General features: G+C 31.4%; 17 protein-coding genes. 4 read left to right on the top strand and 13 right to left on the bottom strand.

All coding sequences use genetic code 11. From position 1 onward, the window contains the following. Positions 1-202: 202 nt before the first annotated feature. Positions 203-1,144 carry an NAD-dependent epimerase/dehydratase family protein gene (locus SJY17_RS08730; RefSeq protein ID WP_397362182.1) on the bottom strand — a complete coding sequence of 314 codons (942 nt, stop codon included), beginning with the start codon at positions 1,142-1,144 and terminating at the stop codon, positions 203-205. A gap of 94 nt (positions 1,145-1,238) precedes the next feature. Between SJY17_RS08730 and SJY17_RS08725 the strand changes: the two genes are divergently transcribed. Genes SJY17_RS08725 through SJY17_RS08715 form a run of 3 tightly spaced genes read left to right on the top strand, consistent with a single transcriptional unit; the run spans position 1,239 to position 4,202 of the window. Then, positions 1,239-1,952, top strand: coding sequence for a glycosyltransferase family 2 protein (locus SJY17_RS08725; protein ID WP_397362181.1), 714 nt, complete (start codon positions 1,239-1,241; stop codon positions 1,950-1,952). Then, the gene (locus SJY17_RS08720; protein WP_397362180.1) at positions 1,952-2,575 is read left to right on the top strand and encodes a lipid-A-disaccharide synthase N-terminal domain-containing protein; all 624 of its coding nucleotides are present in this window, start codon (positions 1,952-1,954) and stop codon (positions 2,573-2,575) included. The genes SJY17_RS08725 and SJY17_RS08720 overlap by 1 nt, the downstream gene beginning before the upstream one ends. Continuing rightward, complete coding sequence (locus tag SJY17_RS08715) at positions 2,568-4,202, top strand: ArnT family glycosyltransferase (RefSeq protein WP_397362179.1); 1,635 nt, start codon at positions 2,568-2,570, stop codon at positions 4,200-4,202. The genes SJY17_RS08720 and SJY17_RS08715 overlap by 8 nt, the downstream gene beginning before the upstream one ends. On the opposite strand, the gene SJY17_RS08710 is transcribed toward SJY17_RS08715, so the two are convergent. The 9 genes from SJY17_RS08710 to mnmA all read right to left on the bottom strand — a co-directional run bounded on the left by SJY17_RS08710 (position 4,203) and on the right by mnmA (position 12,992). Further along, complete coding sequence (locus SJY17_RS08710; RefSeq protein ID WP_397362178.1) at positions 4,203-4,775, bottom strand: phosphatase PAP2 family protein; 573 nt, start codon at positions 4,773-4,775, stop codon at positions 4,203-4,205. It abuts the gene before it with no gap. A gap of 132 nt (positions 4,776-4,907) precedes the next feature. Then, positions 4,908-5,135: a hypothetical protein gene (locus tag SJY17_RS08705; protein WP_397362177.1), complete on the bottom strand. Its 228-nt coding sequence runs from the start codon at positions 5,133-5,135 to the stop codon at positions 4,908-4,910. A gap of 110 nt (positions 5,136-5,245) precedes the next feature. Continuing rightward, positions 5,246-5,599, bottom strand: a complete 354-nt coding sequence (locus SJY17_RS08700; RefSeq protein ID WP_397362176.1) for a four helix bundle protein — start codon at positions 5,597-5,599, stop codon at positions 5,246-5,248. 84 nt (positions 5,600-5,683) lie between these two features. Then, entirely contained in the window at positions 5,684-7,060 is a 1,377-nt protein-coding gene (locus SJY17_RS08695; RefSeq protein WP_397362175.1) for an MATE family efflux transporter, read from the bottom strand. 138 nt (positions 7,061-7,198) lie between these two features. Continuing rightward, complete coding sequence (locus SJY17_RS08690) at positions 7,199-7,966, bottom strand: FkbM family methyltransferase (protein WP_397362174.1); 768 nt, start codon at positions 7,964-7,966, stop codon at positions 7,199-7,201. Between the two features lie 76 nt (positions 7,967-8,042). Continuing rightward, positions 8,043-9,128, bottom strand: coding sequence for a DUF6438 domain-containing protein (locus SJY17_RS08685; RefSeq protein WP_397362173.1), 1,086 nt, complete (start codon positions 9,126-9,128; stop codon positions 8,043-8,045). A gap of 13 nt (positions 9,129-9,141) precedes the next feature. Further along, positions 9,142-10,086, bottom strand: coding sequence for an NAD(P)H-dependent flavin oxidoreductase (locus tag SJY17_RS08680; RefSeq protein ID WP_397362172.1), 945 nt, complete (start codon positions 10,084-10,086; stop codon positions 9,142-9,144). Positions 10,087-10,150: 64 nt separating this feature from the next. Then, positions 10,151-11,776 (bottom strand): S8 family serine peptidase, encoded by a 1,626-nt coding sequence (locus SJY17_RS08675; protein WP_397362171.1) that lies wholly within the window; start codon positions 11,774-11,776, stop codon positions 10,151-10,153. Between the two features lie 25 nt (positions 11,777-11,801). After that, complete coding sequence (gene mnmA, locus SJY17_RS08670; protein ID WP_397362170.1) at positions 11,802-12,992, bottom strand: tRNA 2-thiouridine(34) synthase MnmA; 1,191 nt, start codon at positions 12,990-12,992, stop codon at positions 11,802-11,804. A 182-nt stretch (positions 12,993-13,174) separates the two neighbouring features. Between mnmA and SJY17_RS08665 the strand changes: the two genes are divergently transcribed. Next, a complete protein-coding gene (locus SJY17_RS08665; protein WP_397362169.1) occupies positions 13,175-14,149 on the top strand; it encodes a fasciclin domain-containing protein in 975 nt (324 codons plus the stop codon). Between the two features lie 124 nt (positions 14,150-14,273). On the opposite strand, the gene SJY17_RS08660 is transcribed toward SJY17_RS08665, so the two are convergent. The 3 genes from SJY17_RS08660 to SJY17_RS08650 form a co-directional block, all read right to left on the bottom strand. Continuing rightward, the gene (locus SJY17_RS08660; protein WP_397362168.1) at positions 14,274-14,960 is read right to left on the bottom strand and encodes a toxin-antitoxin system YwqK family antitoxin; all 687 of its coding nucleotides are present in this window, start codon (positions 14,958-14,960) and stop codon (positions 14,274-14,276) included. A 125-nt stretch (positions 14,961-15,085) separates the two neighbouring features. Continuing rightward, positions 15,086-16,996, bottom strand: coding sequence for a membrane protein insertase YidC (yidC, locus tag SJY17_RS08655; RefSeq protein WP_397362167.1), 1,911 nt, complete (start codon positions 16,994-16,996; stop codon positions 15,086-15,088). A gap of 79 nt (positions 16,997-17,075) precedes the next feature. Then, on the bottom strand, positions 17,076-18,692 hold the full coding sequence (locus SJY17_RS08650; RefSeq protein ID WP_397362166.1) for a CTP synthase: 1,617 nt from the start codon (positions 18,690-18,692) through the stop codon (positions 17,076-17,078). Positions 18,693-18,703 lie beyond the last annotated feature (11 nt).

Here is an 18,703-nt window from a genome sequence, read left to right as displayed (position 1 = left end):
GGCTAATTAGTATGAGATACTACAATTTGACAGAAAAAACAAGAGATAACAACGTGTATAATTAATTGCTTAGTTATCGCCTACTTGGAAATTCCTTCGGAATTTCCTCTGGTTCGTTTTTGTTTACTAACTTAGTCCTAGCCAACGCAACTAACCATAAACGAACACGTTAAACGGAAGTCTTTTTTCTATTCAAAATTCTCTACAAAAAATTCGCCTTATACCATTCTACTTGTGCCTTAACACCTTCTAGTAATGTAGTTTGTGGATTGTAATTTAAAAGTTTTCTAGCTTTATCTATATTAGCTTTAGTACGTAATTGATCACCTACTCTAGCTTTTACATGATCTATTTTAATGGATTGACCAATAACTTGCTCAACCGCTTCAATACCTTCTTGTGTGGTATGTTCTACTTCTGTACCAAGGTTAATAATTTGGTCATCTACTTTAGTTTCGTTACCAATAACGCTTACAATACCATCTACAATGTCTCCTACATAAGTAAAACTACGTAAATGTGATGCACTACCATCGTATAAAGGGAAAGCGTCTCCATTAAAAGCACAAGCAATTAATTTAGTGTACATTTTTTCTGGACGTTCTCTTGGTCCAATCACAGAATATAAACGTAACGAGCAGCTTTTAAATAGCTTCTCTCTACTTTTTTGTAACACTAACTGCTCTGCAGTTAGTTTAGTTACACCATAATGCGATGCTGGTTTTGGTGCTACACTTTCTGGAAATGTTGCTTCTAATCCATAAATTGATGATGTACCAATATTAACAAACAACTGTAAATCTTTACATAGTAACGCGTAATCTATCAGGTTTTTGGTTGCTATGATATTATTAGTAAAATAATCTTCAAAGGTTGATGTTGCAGAAATACCTGGTTGTGCAGCAAAATGAAAAATGTAGTTGATGTCTTTTGGCAAGACTTCAGCTAAATTATCATCTCTTAAATCGGTTTTAATTACCTTAATTCCTTTTTCTGTAAGTGCTTTTTCGTTTAAGGTTTTCAGCGCTAAGCTGTAATAATCGTTAAAATTATCTAATCCAACAACGTCGTGACCTAAATCGTGTAAACGCTCGCAAGTGTGAGAGCCTATAAAACCTGCAGCTCCAGTAACTAATATTTTCATAATTGCTTTTCTGTATTACAAAGAAACAGATTTTTTTTCGATACTAATTTCAATTCTTTAAAAAACAATACATTTGTAGTACTAAAAAAGGTTTATGAATTACCAATTTACCATTGTTGTTCCTGTTTATAACGAGGAAGATAATTTACTTAGAGTAGAAAAAGAGTTATTAGCTTACACGCTAATAGCTACAAAAACCACTAAAATATTATTTGTAAACGATGGATCTAAGGATAAAAGTCAAACGTTAATCGAAGAGATTTGTAGTCGTAACGATGCTTTTGATTATATTTTATTTAAAGAAAACAGAGGGTTAAGTGCTGCTATTAAAGCAGGTTTTGATTATACCACAACCGAATTGGTTGGTTATATCGACTCTGACTTACAAACAGCTCCAGAAGATTTTAATTTACTACTAGAACATATTGACACACACGATTTAGTAACAGGTGTACGTGCAAACCGTAAGGATAGTTTTGTAAAAAACATGTCGTCTAAAATTGCAAACGGAATTAGACGTGCGTTTACAAAAGACGGAATGGATGATACTGGTTGTCCATTAAAAGTGATTAAAACAGAGTATGCTAAACGCATACCAATGTTTAAAGGTCTTCATAGGTTTTTACCAGCTATGATTATGTTACAAAATGGTAAGACAAAACAAATACCTGTACAACATTTTCCAAGAGTTGCTGGAGAAGCTAAGTTTGGTGTTTGGAACCGATTACTTGGACCTTTAATGGATTGTTTTGCTTATTTATGGATGAAAAAAAAATACATTAATTACGAAGTAGCTAAGAAAAAATAATGAGCAATTGGATTATACTTAGCATTGGTTTTCTGGCGCAAACCTTATTTTCTTCTCGTTTAATCATCCAATGGTTAACCAGCGAAAAACAAAAACGTGTCATTACACCTACCCTATTTTGGACGCTAAGTTTAATAGCTTCTTTCCTTCTGTTTATTTATGGTTATTTACGCGATGACTTTGCTATTATGCTTGGTCAAAGTTTAACTTATTACATTTATATAAGAAACCTACAGTTACAAAATCAATGGAAAACATATCACGTTAGCGTACAATGGATTTTACTATTAATGCCAGTTTTTGTTATTGTTTTCTATTTTAATAATAACGAAATTGATACAGTTAAGTTATTTAAAAACGAAGCGATTCCGTTATGGTTATTAATTTTAGGAATTGTCTCTCAGGTTGTATTTACCTTACGTTTTGTATACCAATGGATGTATTCTGAAAAGCACAAAGAATCGTCATTACCATTTGGTTTTTGGGCTTTAAGCTTAATTGGATCGTTATTAATTTTAACGTATGCTATTTATAGAGTAGATTATGTATTGCTAGTTGGTCACTCTTTAGGAGCAACTATTTATATCAGGAATTTGTTAATCTTAAAAAAACAAGATGCCTAAATTTTTTAAAAATTATCCAATACTTGTTATCAGTTTATTAATAGCAATTATGCTATTACCAAACTTAGAGACTATACAAGTTACCATTATGGAAGCACGTAATTTTATTACTGCTAGAGAAATGATACAGGATAATAATTGGTTATTAACAACCATGAATGGTGAGGCACGTTACCAAAAGCCACCTTTACCAACTTGGCTAACAGCCATATCAGGATTAGTTTTTGGCGTAAAAAGCATTTTTGGAATGCGTTTACCAGCTATATTAATGATTATGGTTTTGTCTAGTTACAGTTATAGACTATCTAAAAGCATGCTAAAAAGCAGAACGCATAGTATGATTAATACGCTTATATTAATTACTTCTTTTTACGTTATTGGTATTACAATTGAAGCACCTTGGGATATTTTTACTCATGGTTTTATGATGGTTGCTATCTACCATTTATTTATGTTTTTTAAATCAAAAAATACAGATTGGAAGCATGCTATTATTGCTAGTCTAGGTATAGGATGTTCTTTATTAAGTAAAGGACCTATTGGTTTTTATGCTTTATTACTACCTTTTTTATTAGCCTATGGATTTAGCTTTAAATACAAAAACATCAAGTCTAAAATAGCACCAATTTTAAGCATCTTAGTTTTAGGGTTATTAGTTGGTGGTTGGTGGTACTTTTATGTACGCTTAGAAGATCCTGAGACTTTTGCAGCTATAACTAGTAAAGAAACTGGTAATTGGACCAGTTACAACGTAAGACCTTTTTATTACTATTGGAGCTTTTTTACACAAAGTGGTTTATGGACTATTCCTGCATTTATTAGCTTATTATATCCTTATTTAAAACGAAGAGCCATACATTATAAAGCGTATAAACTTACGTTTTTATGGACCATATTTGCTGTGATTTTATTGTCAATCATTCCTGAGAAAAAATCGCGTTATTTGATGCCTGTTTTAATTCCGTTAGCGTTAAATATTGGGTTTTATATCGAATATTTAATTAGAAAATTTAAAACACTAACTGATAAACGCGAGACGATTCCTGTGTATTTTAACTTTGGGTTGATTGCTTTAATTGGTATTGTTGCTCCTTTTGTGTTGTATTTTCAGTTTAAAGCGCAATTAAGTGATGCTTTAAACCCTTTCGTCTTATTTTCTGTAGTTGTATTTGTTTTAGGATTGGCAATACTTTCTCAATTAATTAAAAAAGAAATCAGGAATGTATTTTTATTAACGGTTACCTTTTTTGGTGCTTTATTTTTATTCGGTTTACCAGTTTTTAAAGGATTTACAAGTGATAATTTTAAACCAATTTCTGCTTTGCAAAATGAGAATAGCAGAAAAAACTTTAAAGTATATGCAATCAACCATATCTCTCCAGAAGTTATTTGGCAGTATGGCGAAAAAATTCCGCAGATTACAAAAACAGACAACCAGTTTAGTTTTCCTCTAGATTCAGAATTTGGTGTTTTAACTAACAAATTAAGCGCTAAGGATAAAGACATTATAAGTAAAACTCATGTTTTTGAACAAACGCATACGTTTGATTTAAACCAAAGTGAGCCTAATAGTAAACAGTACAAAGACCGATTAATTAGTCAGTATTATTATTTTAAAAAGAAGTAATTATTGCAACTTAAATCTGTTTTGAAAGTACTTTTCTAGCTTGTAAAATAGTAATCCAGATAATCCTCCAAATAACATTCCGCTTGCAATATCTAATGGATAATGCACACCAATATAGACTCTGCTATACGCCATACCTAAAGCCCAAATTATTAAAAACCAGATTAAATACTTGTATTTATATCGAAGCATTAATCCAGAAAAAATAGCGACTGCCATACTATTACTAGCGTGTCCAGAAAAATATCCATATTTACCACCACACCAAGATTTAACTAAGCGCATTGCTTGAAAAATCTCATCTTCATGACATGGTCTTGGACGTGCAAATCCTTTTTTAAACAAATTAGTTACTTGATCTGTAAAAAGTACCATTAACCCAATAACTACAACAGTTATTATAAAACGTTTATCGTTTCTTTTTTTATACATTAAAAACACAAGTACTAAATAAAACGGAATCCAATGTACTTTATCTGTATAAAACATCCAGAAACCATCCCAAGTTGTGGTTCCTAAACCGTTTAGGTATAAAAATAGTTCCGAATCGGATTGTAGTATTTGGTCTAACATGTTATTATTTTGGCGTTACCTAAAGGTCGGACTATCCGCTAAATCTTTTTTACTTGTTCTCGATACACGCTTCGAAAAACTCAGCGCACTCAAACTGACGTAAAAAAGGATATCGCTTCTATCCCTAACGCATTAGTCTTCGTATCTAGCGACTTCCCTATCATAAAAAGCTGTAGCTTCTTTAATTAGGTTTTCAGTTTCTGTTTCTAACTCTTTTTCATCATGTTGGTCAAAATCTTCCAACCACTCTACTTCATCATCCTCAAGATTTATAATAAACCTAGGAAATTCTGTATGTATCACAAAAATTGCATTTGGCAAATCTGTATTGTCTCCTAATATGTATTTTGGTAGTTCCATTTAAGTTTTAAGTATTTAGAGTTGAAAAGTATTTAAAGTTTTCTTACTCGGTTTTCAAGTTATAAGTTTAAAGCATTTAAAATTTTTCTTGCTTAGATAAAACAAATGAATTAAAGTTTACTTACAATGGATGTAAAAATAGCTAAAAGTTCTTTGGCTTCAATTCTCATTTTAGAAATATTTGAATTATTAGATAATTTCATTTCTTCAATAATTTCTAACCAATAATCGGTTTCGCTAGCTTCAGCTAAGCTAATGCTTATTTTGTTTTTAAAATCTTTTGGGCTTCTACTTCTATTAGCTTCTCTATAATTAGCACCAACGCTAGTTCCAGATTTTGAAAGTTGATTACGTAAGACTAAAGATTCTGGAGTATTAGGTAAGCTACTCGATAATTTAAGAATTTGAATAGCAAAAGTAATGGTTCTTTTTTCTAAAACTTGAGCAAACTCTTTATTAGTCATGACTTTTAAACTTTATTAATTATTGTTTTCCAACTATAAACTTAAGAATTTCAAAACTTTAGGCACTCCCAACTTTAAAATACTTTAGGCACTCTGATTTATCAACTTTTTTGTGAGATAATTAAACCTTATAAATAATAAAATTGCTGCAGTTGTTAATCCAGCCAATAAACCAAGCCAGATTCCAAAGCTACCATAAGCCTCTTCTTTACCTAAAAACCAACTTACAGGAAACCCTATTATCCAATAGGAAATAAAAGTAAGTAAAGTCGGTATTTTAACGTCTTGCAATCCACGTAAAGCTCCAAGTACAATAACTTGCAAACTATCACTAATCTGAAATATTGCTGCTGATATCAATAATTGAGATGCAATAGTAACCACTTCCATGTTGTCTTTAAAGTTAACTACATCATCAAAATCGACATAAATACGTGGTAAAAACTGATTAAATATTAAGAATAATGATGCAAAAATTACTGCAAAAATTAAACCCATTAAAAACAATGACACTGCAATACGACGTAACTCAAAATACTGATGCAAACCTTTTTGGTTACCCACTCTAATCATAGATGCTACACTTAATCCCATTGCAATCATAAAAGTCATAGAGCTTAAGTTTAAGGCTATTTGGTTAGCTGCTTGAGGGTTTTTACCTAATAATCCACTAAGCCAAATAGCAGCAGTAAAAATAGCTACTTCAAAAAACATTTGCATAGCACTTGGTGTACCTAATCCTATAATTTTTTTAAGCATTAATTTATCTAATACAAAAAACTTAATATTAGTGACGTAGGCTTTAGAGCGTTCTCGACCTTTTAACAACCACCATAAATAAATAACCATTATAATTCTAGATACTAAAGTCCCATAAGCTGCACCAACAATACCTAGTTCTGGAAATCCAAACTTACCAAAGATTAATAAATAGTTTAATCCAATATTAATGACATTAGCTAAAATAGTAGCATACATTGGGTATTTAGTTAATGACAAGCCATCACTAAATTGTTTTATACCTTGAAAAATTATTAACGGAATTAATGAAAAAGCGACTAAATCCAAATACGGAATGGCAAGCTCTACAACCTCAACAGGTTGTTTCATTAAATATAGTAATGGTTTTGCAAAAAAGAGTGCTAAAAAAAGTAAGACACCTAAAACAGTACACAAAAACAATCCATGCTTAAACACAGATTTTCCTTTTTTAAAATTTTTTGCGCTATCTGCTTCTGCAACTAATGGTGTAATTGCTGTACTAAAGCCAATACCTATTGACATAGCAATAAACATAAAACTATTACCTAAAGACACAGCTGCCAACTCTGCAGTACCTAGTTGACCAACCATTATATTATCTACAAAACTAACAAAGGTATGCCCTAACATCCCTAACATTACAGGAGCTGCTAGTTGCCAATTGTATTTAAATTCTTTGGTGTAATTAGATAAAACCATTGCGCAAAAGTAGTGCTTTTAGGTATTAGATTAAACTTAAAGTAGAAACTCTTATTCTCGATACAAATTTTACTTTTTTCAATCGTAAAATCCACTCGAATTGACGTGTTTTATTAAAAACAGAATAAATGATTTTTATTAGTTGTTTTTAGAAAACACGACATTTTCTCCAGATTGAGAAATTTTAAAATCAAACGCATTTAATCTGTCATTAACCACATTTGTAACTCCTTTTGCGTAGTTTTCATGAAGTTCTAAAAAACCAAACTTGGTTTTAGATAACCAATTATTATAGTCTTTTTCAAAAACTAATTTTTCTGAACCTTCTATATCTATTTTTAAAATATCTATAGTCTCTAAATTATAACTTTCCATGATATTATTTAAGGAATAGCCTTTAAACTCGCCATGATTATCTTCAGCTTCCACTACTCTAAAAGCCCATTTTCCAGCATTCTTATCCAGAATATTTAAGCCAGTATTTTTGTACCAAACACCACCTTTAATCAATTCAATATTACTAAAATGATTAGTGTTTTTTTTGATTATTTCTATGTTAGAAGTATCAGGCTCTATAGCTATTATTTTAGCATTTTTAAATCTATTTTTAAAATAAACAATGGAGTAACCACAATTAGATCCTGCATCAATAATATTGCACACATCAAAAGGGATGGTTACATTATATTCTTCTTCAATAAAAATTTGCTTAAATATTTTAAAGTCAGACGTATTTGGTCTTAAATACATTAAACCATCATAGCCTTTAACCTTTAACTCTAAATATTGCTTGTCACTTTTAAGTTGTGTTATTAATTTAAAATACTGAGACACACCAAGTAAATTGATCCATTTAGGAAGATTTTTTATTTGATAGGTTTTATGAAGTAGTTTTTTGATTAGCATTAAGTAGGATTAAATTTGAGCTGAATATACTCAAACTATTTAGTAAAAATAGTGGTTTTGATTTTAGGTAAAGCTATTATTTCCAATTTTGGGTTAAGCGTAAATCAAACATAACCTTGTAAAGCTTTCTTAATCCATAAGTCCCACTCATTCCAAAATCTTCAATTTTTTTCACCTTTCCGTTGTTGTAAGTGATTTTTAAAACACAATTTCTAGTATGCGTTTTATCTTCGAAATACTGATTTTTAAGGTTTGGGATATCTAAATAATCTAACAAACTCATTAACTCGTTAAATTTTTTTTCAATAATCTTACATTCAAATTTTCCTTTAATTTGGTTTGAACTATAACTCTCTAGGATTTCAGGAATCAAAGAATTATCCTCAATAGCATTAAAACTTGCTGTTTTATCTTTATTAATAATCAGCTCAAAAACTGGACAAGGTTTATAATCACAACCTGAAGTTGAAAACTCAATTTTATCGATACTAATTGATTTTACATTTTCATTAAACTCTATTAAATCATCAAATTCATAAGTTAACAAATAAGACTTGTTTTTAGATATTTTTTGTTTTTCAATCCAATTATAAGTACCTGGTTCATGAATTTCAAGAAAGATTCCTTTATTGTTATTGACTATTTTTGGTACTATTGAAATTCTTCTCTTTCCTTCAGATATTAAACTTATTGGGTTTATAGAATCATTCCCAAAATTCATTAATGCATAAGTGCTAAAATTACAAGAATTATATTCGCCATTTACTAAAGCTCCTCCTTGACAACCTTTGTTATCACCAATAATTATTAAATCAGTAAATCCATTGTTATCTAAATCTGCTTTATAAAAACTTTCAGTGACATTAATTGAATCTGCTATACGTTTGGTTATACTATCTGTATCAAAACGATCATCACGATTAAAGTCTTTAATCTTATTTAATTCAAACTTGCTAAGTATTTTATGAATATAAATAGAATCCTTAGATTCCCTAAACTTGTTAACTGGATAATCTAATCCTCTAACAAATTGTTCAATATCATTTTTAGAATTTAGACTATCAATAATGGTTGAAATTACTTCAGCTTTTACAAAATCAGTTTTATGATTATTACATGCTGTAATTATCAAAAGAAAAAGACACCACTTTAATAATTTCATATTTAAAGTTAATTTAAAAATTGTTAACAATCTCAAGTTTAGCAACCTCAAACTCCTCAACCATTTCCTTTACAATCTCTGCAACTGGTTTTATATCATGGATTAATCCAGCAATTTGACCAATTTCTAATTCGCCATCATCTAAATCGCCTTCAAACATTCCTTTTTTGGCTCTTGCACGACCTAACAATTCTTTAAGTTGTTCTGGTGTTGGTCCAGTTTTATACAAGTCTTGGACTTGTTGATAAAACTTGTTTTTAATTAATCTAACAGGTGCTAATTCTTTTAAGGTTAATTGGGTATCTCCTTCTTTTGCATCCACTACAACTTGCTTAAAGTTATCGTGCGCACTACTTTCTTTACTTGCTACAAACCTACTACCAACTTGTACACCATCTGCTCCTAAAACCATACAGGCTAACATGGCTTTTCCTGTGGCAATTCCACCTGCTGCAATTAATGGTATTTGTAATTGCTCTGCAACCATTGGTATTAATGTTAGCGTTGTGGTTTCATCGCGTCCATTGTGTCCACCAGCTTCAAAACCTTCTGCGACTATAGCATCAACACCTGCAGCTTGTGCTTTTAGTGCAAACTTGACGCTACTAACTACATGCACAACAGTAATCCCTTTATCTTGTAACCATTTGGTCCATGTTTTTGGGTTTCCTGCTGATGTAAAAACGATTTTAACGTCTTCTTCTACAATAATGTTCATGATTTCTTCAATGTTAGGATATAACATTGGCACATTGACACCAAAAGGTTTATCTGTTGCTTTTTTACATTTTTGAATGTGTTCTCTTAACACATCTGGATACATGCTTCCTGCTCCAATTAATCCTAAAATTCCAGAATTACTTGATGCAGACGCTAATCTCCAGCCAGAATTCCAGATCATTCCTGCTTGGATGATTGGGTATTTAATATTAAAAAGTGTTGTTATTTTGTTTGGCATAATTTGTTTTATTGAACCTTAAAAAAAAGATGACCTCTCGCTAAACTGGAGGTTACAATCTAGCTTAGTTCTTAATAATTTTTTTAATTACTGAAAGATCTTCAGCTTCAATTTTAACTAAGTACACACCTTTTGCTAAAGGATTAGTATTTATAGTTTTATTGGTTGCAGAAACTGTTGTTTGTATTACCTTTTTTCCTAAAACATCGTAAACTCTAACTTCCGCTTCTTCAAATTGACTTGGTATCTGGATCGTTAATTGGTTTATGACTGGGTTAGGAAATATTTTTAATGTGGTGTTTTCATTTTCAAATTCGACAATAGACAAACCTTGTGCTAAAGCTAAAGACAAATCCGGAATCCCATAACCTAAAAAATTATCTGGTGTTGTGTATTGCGATGCAGATTCCCTTACCAATTGCATAATTTGGTCATTATCAAAACTTGGTAATGCTTGCCATAAACAGACTATTCCTCCAGCCATAATTGGCGAGCTAAAAGATGTACCATTTAAAGTAGAAATAACATCATTATTTAAGATAACATAACTGGCTTGACCTTGAGCAACCACATCTGGTTTTTGTGTTGGTTGTGCACTACTACCTTGAGAGCTAAACGAAGCATAAGTACCTGCAGCATTAACTGCTCCAATACTAAACACACCTGTTGCATCTGCAGGAGCACCAACAACTTGCCAAGTATTATTACCAGAATTTCCAGCGGAATTAACTACTAAAATTCCTTTTTCATGCGCTATATTTGCTCCTTTACTAATGTAAGCTGTATTACCATCCATTTCTGCAGGAGTATAACTATAATTAGGGTTATCAAAAGTAGTATAACCTAAAGAACTGTTTATAACATCTACACCTAAACTATCCGCACGTTCTGCTGCTTCTACCCATAAGCTTTCTTCTAGAGGTGTTTCTGTAGCAGCATTTTCTGTTCTGAATAAATAATATTTTGCGTCAGGAGCTGTCCCAACAAATTGATCTTGTATAAAACCTGCCATATCACTTAATACCCAAGTACCATGAGAGTTTCCTTGGTATGCATAAACATCTGTGTTTCTGTCTACAAAATCATAACCTCCTTCAATACCACCATTATCTCTTAGTCGTTGAAAACCATTCATAGTATCTACATTAGGGAATCCTGCATCCAATACTGCAACTGTCATTCCTGTTCCTGTATAATCTGCTAAATGCAAATCGTCTCCATTAAACATTTGTATTTGGTTTGCAGCATTACCATAATTAAAAGAAGTAAAACTAGCTTCAACATCGTGTTTGTTTAGATTTTGACTTACTCGTGTATTTAAACTATCATCTGCAAAATCTATACTGCTAACTATGTTAACACCATTAACAGTTAACGTTGTTAACGCGTTAATATCTGCTTGTGTACCAATAACATGTAGAGCATTAAACCATTTTGATTTTGCAGAAACAGTAATTCCTGTTTGTGCTTTAATCTGCGTGATGTAGTTTTCGTCCACAGGAACATCTCTAAAATCTATTATAACATTATGTGCAGCTTTACGGTCTAAAGCCTCTTGAGATAATATAGAAATAGGATTAGCTATTGCAGAAACACTATTAGGTTTGTCTGCTAAATAGACCCAAGCATGTTCTTGAGATACAGATATTGAAGAATAGATGAATACGATAAAAAGTAACAGCTTTTTCATTGTAGTAACATTTTGTTACTGCAAGTTAAGAAATTACACCAGAACCTACTAATTCTTCATCCAAATACCAAGCTACAAATTGTCCTTCTGTAATTGCAGATTGTGGGTTACTAAATTGGACATATAATCCAGATTCTACTTTATAAAGTGTTGCTTTATCTAAAGTTTGTCTGTACCTAATTCTAGCTAAAACTTCCATAGTTTGGTCTGTTTTTAAGGCTAAATCTTCTCTTACCCAATGTAACTCATCATTAGATACAAATAGTGTGTTTTTATATAATCCTGGATGTTTAGATCCTTGTCCTGTATAAATTACGTTTTCTTTTACGTCTGTGTCAATAACAAATAAAGGCTCAACTGTTCCACCAACTGCTAATCCTTTACGTTGTCCTTTTGTAAAGTAATGTGCACCTTGATGTTTACCCATTATTTTTCCTTGAACTATTGTATAGCTAGGTTTTCTAGATTGATACTTTAGCTCTTCAATTTTAGAATTAAATGTTGGCAGAGCTTCACTATAAAAAGGATTGTCTTTTGGTATTTCTACAATAACACCTTCTTTTGGTTTTAATTGTTGTTGCAAAAACTCTGGTAATCTAACTTTACCTATAAAGCATAATCCTTGCGAGTCTTTTTTATCTGCAGTAATTAAATCTTGTTGCTTTGCAATTTCTCTAACTTCTGGTTTTAATAGTTCGCCAATTGGGAACAATGCTTTAGTTAATTGCTCTTGAGATAATTGACATAAAAAATAAGACTGATCTTTATTTGGGTCTTTTCCGGCTATTAATTGATGAATCTCTTGTCCATCTTTTGTTATTGTGTTTTTTCTGCAGTAATGTCCAGTTGCAACATAATCTGCGCCTAAGTCCAATGCTATTTTCATAAATACATCAAACTTAATTTCTCTATTACAAAGTACATCTGGATTTGGCGTACGACCTTTTTCGTATTCGTCAAACATATAATCCACAATACGCTCTTTGTATTGCTCGCTTAAATCTACAGTCTGAAATGGGATTCCTAATTTATTTGCAACCAACATAGCATCATTACTATCGTCCAACCAAGGACACTCGTCTGATATTGTTACTGAATCATCATGCCAATTTTTCATAAAAAGCCCAATAACCTCATAACCTTGCTCTTTTAATAAATATGCAGCAACACTAGAATCTACTCCACCAGATAATCCTACAATGACTCTTTTTTTCATAATTTAAAAATAGATGACAAAGATAAGTCTTTCTTAAAAAATTATAATTAATAAACTAAAATTGAAATTTTAGTATAATCAACTAATAAACAACGATTTAAATAAAATTAACAAATAATTATGTTATTTTGTTTAATCTTTTTATATATTTGTTAAACAAACCAATAAAAAAAAGAGAAGTTATGAAAACAATCCAAAAATTATCTTTGCTATTTTTAGCAACATTCGTATTATGGTCTTGTAGTGATGATGATGACACTGCTACACCAGAACCACAAGCATTAAACATTGTTGAAACAGCTCAAGCAACACCAAGTTTAAGCCTTTTAGTTGAAGCTGTTATACAAGCTGATCTTGTCGATGCATTATCTGCAGATGGAAGCAAAACAGTATTAGCTCCTACAAATGATGCCTTTTTATTATTTTTAAATGCTAATGGTTTTGCATCACTTGCAGATGTACCAAATGATGTATTAACACAAATCTTATTAAACCATGTTATTGATGGAGCTAATATTATGTCTACAGATTTAGCTGGAGCAACAGGATATACTAATACATTAGCTTCTGGTCCAAACAGTACTAATTTAAGTATCTATTGGGATGGTATGTCTGGAGTAACCTTTAATGGAGCTTCTAATGTTGCATTAGCAGATATCTCAACAACAAATGGAATTGTTCATGTTGTAGATGCTGTAATTGGTTTACCAACTTTAGCAACTTTTGCAACGACAAATCCAGCGTTAGAAGATCTTGTAGCTGCATTAGGATCTGCAGATTCTCAAATGCCATCACCAATGTTAATACCAACATTAGCAGACGCTACATCTGGACCACTAACAGTATTTACTCCAACAAACACTGCATTTGACGCTCTATTATTAGAGTTAGACCCTTCTGGAGCTACTGGATTAGGAGATATCGACCCAGCAACTGTAGAAGCTGTACTTAATATCCACATAGTATCTGGTAATGTACAGTCTGGAGATTTAATGACTGGATCAGTAACTACTTTAGGTGGTACAATTAATGTAGACACTAGTAATTTTACAATTACAGATCCACTAAACAGAGTGACTAATATTATTACAAGTTTAGTTAATATTCAAGCTGTAAATGGTGTCGCACATGTAGTGGATAGAGTTATCAGACCATAACGTTTTATATATAGTTAGTTGATTATAGTTTAAATTTATTAAAATAAATATTCCCTTAAATTAGTTTAAACTAAAAAACGCCTTGAGAAATCAAGGCGTTTTTAAATATAAAGTCATTAGGTTTTTATTCCTTTTTTTTATCTAGGTCTTTTTCTTCGACTAATTTGCCACTTTTATAACGTTTCCAGACACAACATTTTAAATCATTTCTGTACTGACCTTCTACTGCTATAATACCTTCTTTTGTATAGGTTTTATAAGCACCATCAAACTTATCTGCTTTATAGCTAATCAGTTTCATAAGTGTTCCGTTTTCTGCAAACCACTTAGCCTCTCCATTCAATAAGCCATCTTTGTAAAACGCTTGTTCTGCAACTTGACCATTTAAATAGTAAACAAGACGCTCGCCTTCCAGTTTTCCTTTATCGTTATACAACTCTTGCGTCATTATTTGGTCTACTTTATTATGATAAATTACCCATTTACCAATATGATTTTTACCACGCATTTTACCTTCGCTAATAATTTTTCCTGTACTAGACAAAAAAGTAACCTGAGCTACATCATTATCTGCATTAAATACTTTTGTTGCAGTTAACACTGGTTTATTATCTATGTTTTTATAAAACTTAAATGCACCTATTTCTTTTCCATGGTCAAATTGGCCTTCATATCTAACCACTTTAGTGTTTTCAAAATTCTTTTTCCATTTACCATGACGCAATCCATTGTCATCAAATTGGTTTAAGTTTTGAGCTATAGATATAGTAACAATAAATAAAGCTAAAACAGACAAGAATACTTTTTTCATTTTTATATTTTTTTCGCTTAGGCGGAATTAATGCTAGTTAAACGTTATAATTATAGTTTTGTTATAACAAAAAAGCTGCCAAACTAAAATATAGCAGACAGCTTTTTGAAATTATTAAAAAGAAATTACTTCTTTTTCTTTTTTTGCTGTTGTTGCAGTTGTTTTTGCTTTTCTGCTTGTTCCATCATTGTCTTCATTCTTTGTTGAAACTTGCTTTCCTTTTTAGGCTTTGCTTTTTGAACCTGAATATTAGCATGAATTTTTTCTTCATCTAAAATAAAATTCTTGATCACTAATAAAATACCAATACTAATTAAGTTAGATATAAAGTAATATAAACTTAATCCTGATGCATATTGGTTAAAGAAAATTAACATCATAAATGGTGCAAAGTATATCATATACTTCATCATTTTAGCCATATCTGGCATCCCTTCTTGTGTAGGAGCAGACATCTGATTTTGACCAGTTGTTAACTTCATATAAAAGAAAATTGCAATTGCAGCTAATATTGGAAATAAACTTACGTGATCTCCATATAACGGAATATTAAACGGAAGCTTAGCTACTACATCATAAGATGATAAATCGTCTGCCCAAAGGAAACTTTTTTGACGTAAAGCAAAAGCTGTTGGGAAAAACATAAATAAAGCATAAAACACTGGCATTTGGATTAAAGCTGGTAAACATCCAGCCATAGGGCTTGCTCCTGCTTTGTTTTGTAACGCCATAGTTTCTTGTTGCGCTTTCATTTTATTGTCCTTATGCTTTTCTCTAATAGCATCTAATTCTGGCTTCAATACTTTTAGCTTCATTTGTGACAAATACTGCTTGTATTGCACAAAACTCATTGCTAATTTAATTAACACTGTCATTACAATAATGGCAATACCGTAAGGTAAAAAAGAACTTAAACCATTAAATAATGGGATAAATAAAAACTTATTAATCCATCCAAAAATTCCCCATCCAAACGGAATACTTTCTTCTAAATTATCATCGTATTTTTTTAATATATCACTATCTGTTGGACCATAATACAATTTTAAATTGTTATTAATATTAGCTCCATTTAGTGCTAAAGCTGTTTTTGTAGAAAACTGTTTTGTAAAGATTGAATCCTTAGCTTCATCCTCTACCAAGTTTTTAGAAGTGATTGCCACTTCCTTAAAAGGTTTATCTGTTGTTAAGATACTACTGAAAAAGTGTTGTCTGTATGATAACCAAGCTACATCTGGTTCAACCTCATCATCATCTCCCATTTGAGATAATTTATCTACGTCTCCATCTGTTTGATAAGTTAAGCGTGTATATCTATTTTCATAAGAGATACTTTGATCGTGTCTGTATGTTTTTTGTGTCCAATCTAAATTAATTGGATTTGAAGTATTAATAGACGTTTCTAAACCTTGAGATCTTACAGTAAAATCTACCATGTACTCTGTAGGTTTAATTACGTAATTATACTCTAAATACTTGTTTTCAGCAGTTTTAAGCTTCATAGACACGATTGTGTTCTCTCCACTTTTTGTAACTGTTGGTTGGAAGTATAAATCCTTAGTATTTAAGGTACGATTATCTGTAGTTTGAAACTGTATATTAAAAACAGAATTTCCGTCTTTTACTAAATGAATTGGAATAGAATCAAAATCTACAAATTGCTTTAGTTCTACTTCAGAAAGATGTCCTCCAATAGTATTAAACTTAAGTTTTAATACCTCACTTTCTATTTCTACTTCATTTTTTGCAAACGTTGAAGTGGCAGCAGAATAAGCAAAATCTCCTATTTTAGATTGTAATGCAGCTACTGCATTAGAGTCTTTTGGTTTAGAATAATCTAAAGCTGTAGTTACTTTAGCTTCTGGATTTGCTTTAACTTCTGCTTTTTTATTTGCTTCAATTTGTGCTTGTTTTTCTGCTTCTTGTGCTTTTAACTCTTCAGGAGTTGGCTGGTTTTGCCACATCATGAATAATAAAATCGCAAAGATTAATACAAATCCTATTATTGATTTTACGTCTAGTTTTTTTTCTTCCATAATTAATTGGTTCCTTTTTGTTAAGGAATTTTATATAGTCAAATATACGACCACTTTTAATTTGATGTCAAATTGACACTTATTTTGTCTTATTATGTTCTAAACTTGCCTTTACAAATGCCACAAATAAAGGATGTGGATTGGCAACTGTACTTTTATATTCTGGATGATATTGCACACCTACAAACCAAGGATGTGATGGGTTTTCAATGATTTCGACCAATTTAGTTTCTGGATTATAACCAGTAGCTTTTAATCCTGCAGCTTCAATTTGATCTTTATAACTGCTATTAAACTCATATCTATGTCTGTGACGCTCTTTTATATCTTGTGATTGATATACTTGATAAGCTATTGATTTTTTTTCAATATGACAATCCCAAGCACCAAGACGCATAGTACCACCTTTGTCAATGATGGTTTTTTGGTCTTCCATAATATCAATTACTGGGTTTGCTGTTTCTGGATTCATCTCTGTCGAATTAGCATCTTTTAATCCTAAAACATTTCGACAAAATTCAATAACTGCCATTTGCATTCCTAAACAAATTCCTAAAAACGGAATATTATTTTCTCGTACATACTTTATTGCATTAACTTTTCCTTCAATACCACGCTCTCCAAAACCTGGTGCTACTAAAACACCATCTAAATGAGATAACTTCATTTTGATATTATCATCATTTAAATATTCTGAGTGTACTGACTCTACATTTACCTTCACTTCATTTTCCGCTCCAGCGTGTATAAATGCTTCTAATATTGACTTGTAAGAATCTTGTAACTCTACATACTTCCCAATTAAACCAATTGTAATTTCAGACTTTGGATTTTTATGACGTTTCACAAACTGATTCCAAATGGTTAAATCTGGCACATCACTATTTAAAGCTAACTTCTTTAAAACCACTTTATCCAAACCTTCATCTAACATCATGTTTGGTACATCATAAATTGTTGATGCATCAATAGACTGTATAATGGCTTCTTCACGCACATTACAAAATAATGCTAGTTTACGTTTTAGGTCTGATGGTAATTCGTGTTCTGTACGACATACTAGTATGTCTGCTTGCACACCACTTTCCATTAAAGTTTTAACGCTATGTTGTGTTGGCTTTGTTTTTAACTCTCCAGCAGCTTTTAAATAAGGGACTAATGTTAAGTGTATTACTAACGCATTGTTATCTCCTAAATCCCATTTTAATTGTCTTACTGCCTCTATGTATGGTAATGATTCTATATCTCCAACGGTTCCACCAATTTCTGTAATTACGATATCGTAATCTCCAGAGTTACCTAAAATTTGAATTCTGTGTTTAATCTCGTCTGTAATATGTGGTATTACTTGTACAGTTTTACCCAAAAACTCTCCTCTTCTTTCCTTTTGTATAACACTTTGGTATATACGTCCTGTCGTAACATTATTTGCTTGACTGGTTGGTACGTTTAAAAAACGCTCATAATGTCCTAAGTCTAAATCAGTTTCTGCTCCATCATCTGTAACATAGCATTCTCCATGCTCATACGGATTTAAAGTTCCAGGATCTACGTTAATATAAGGGTCTAATTTTTGGATGGTAGTTCTGTAACCTTGGGCTTGGAGTAGCTTAGCCAAAGATGCTGCTATAATTCCTTTTCCTAAAGAAGAGGTTACTCCTCCTGTTACAAATATGTACTTAGTTTCTGTTGTCATGTTGCGTTGTT

This window comes from Olleya sp. R77988 (assembly GCF_044594215.1).
Classification (GTDB): Bacteria; Bacteroidota; Bacteroidia; order Flavobacteriales; family Flavobacteriaceae; genus Olleya.
This window is presented reverse-complemented; position numbering and strand designations above follow the sequence as displayed.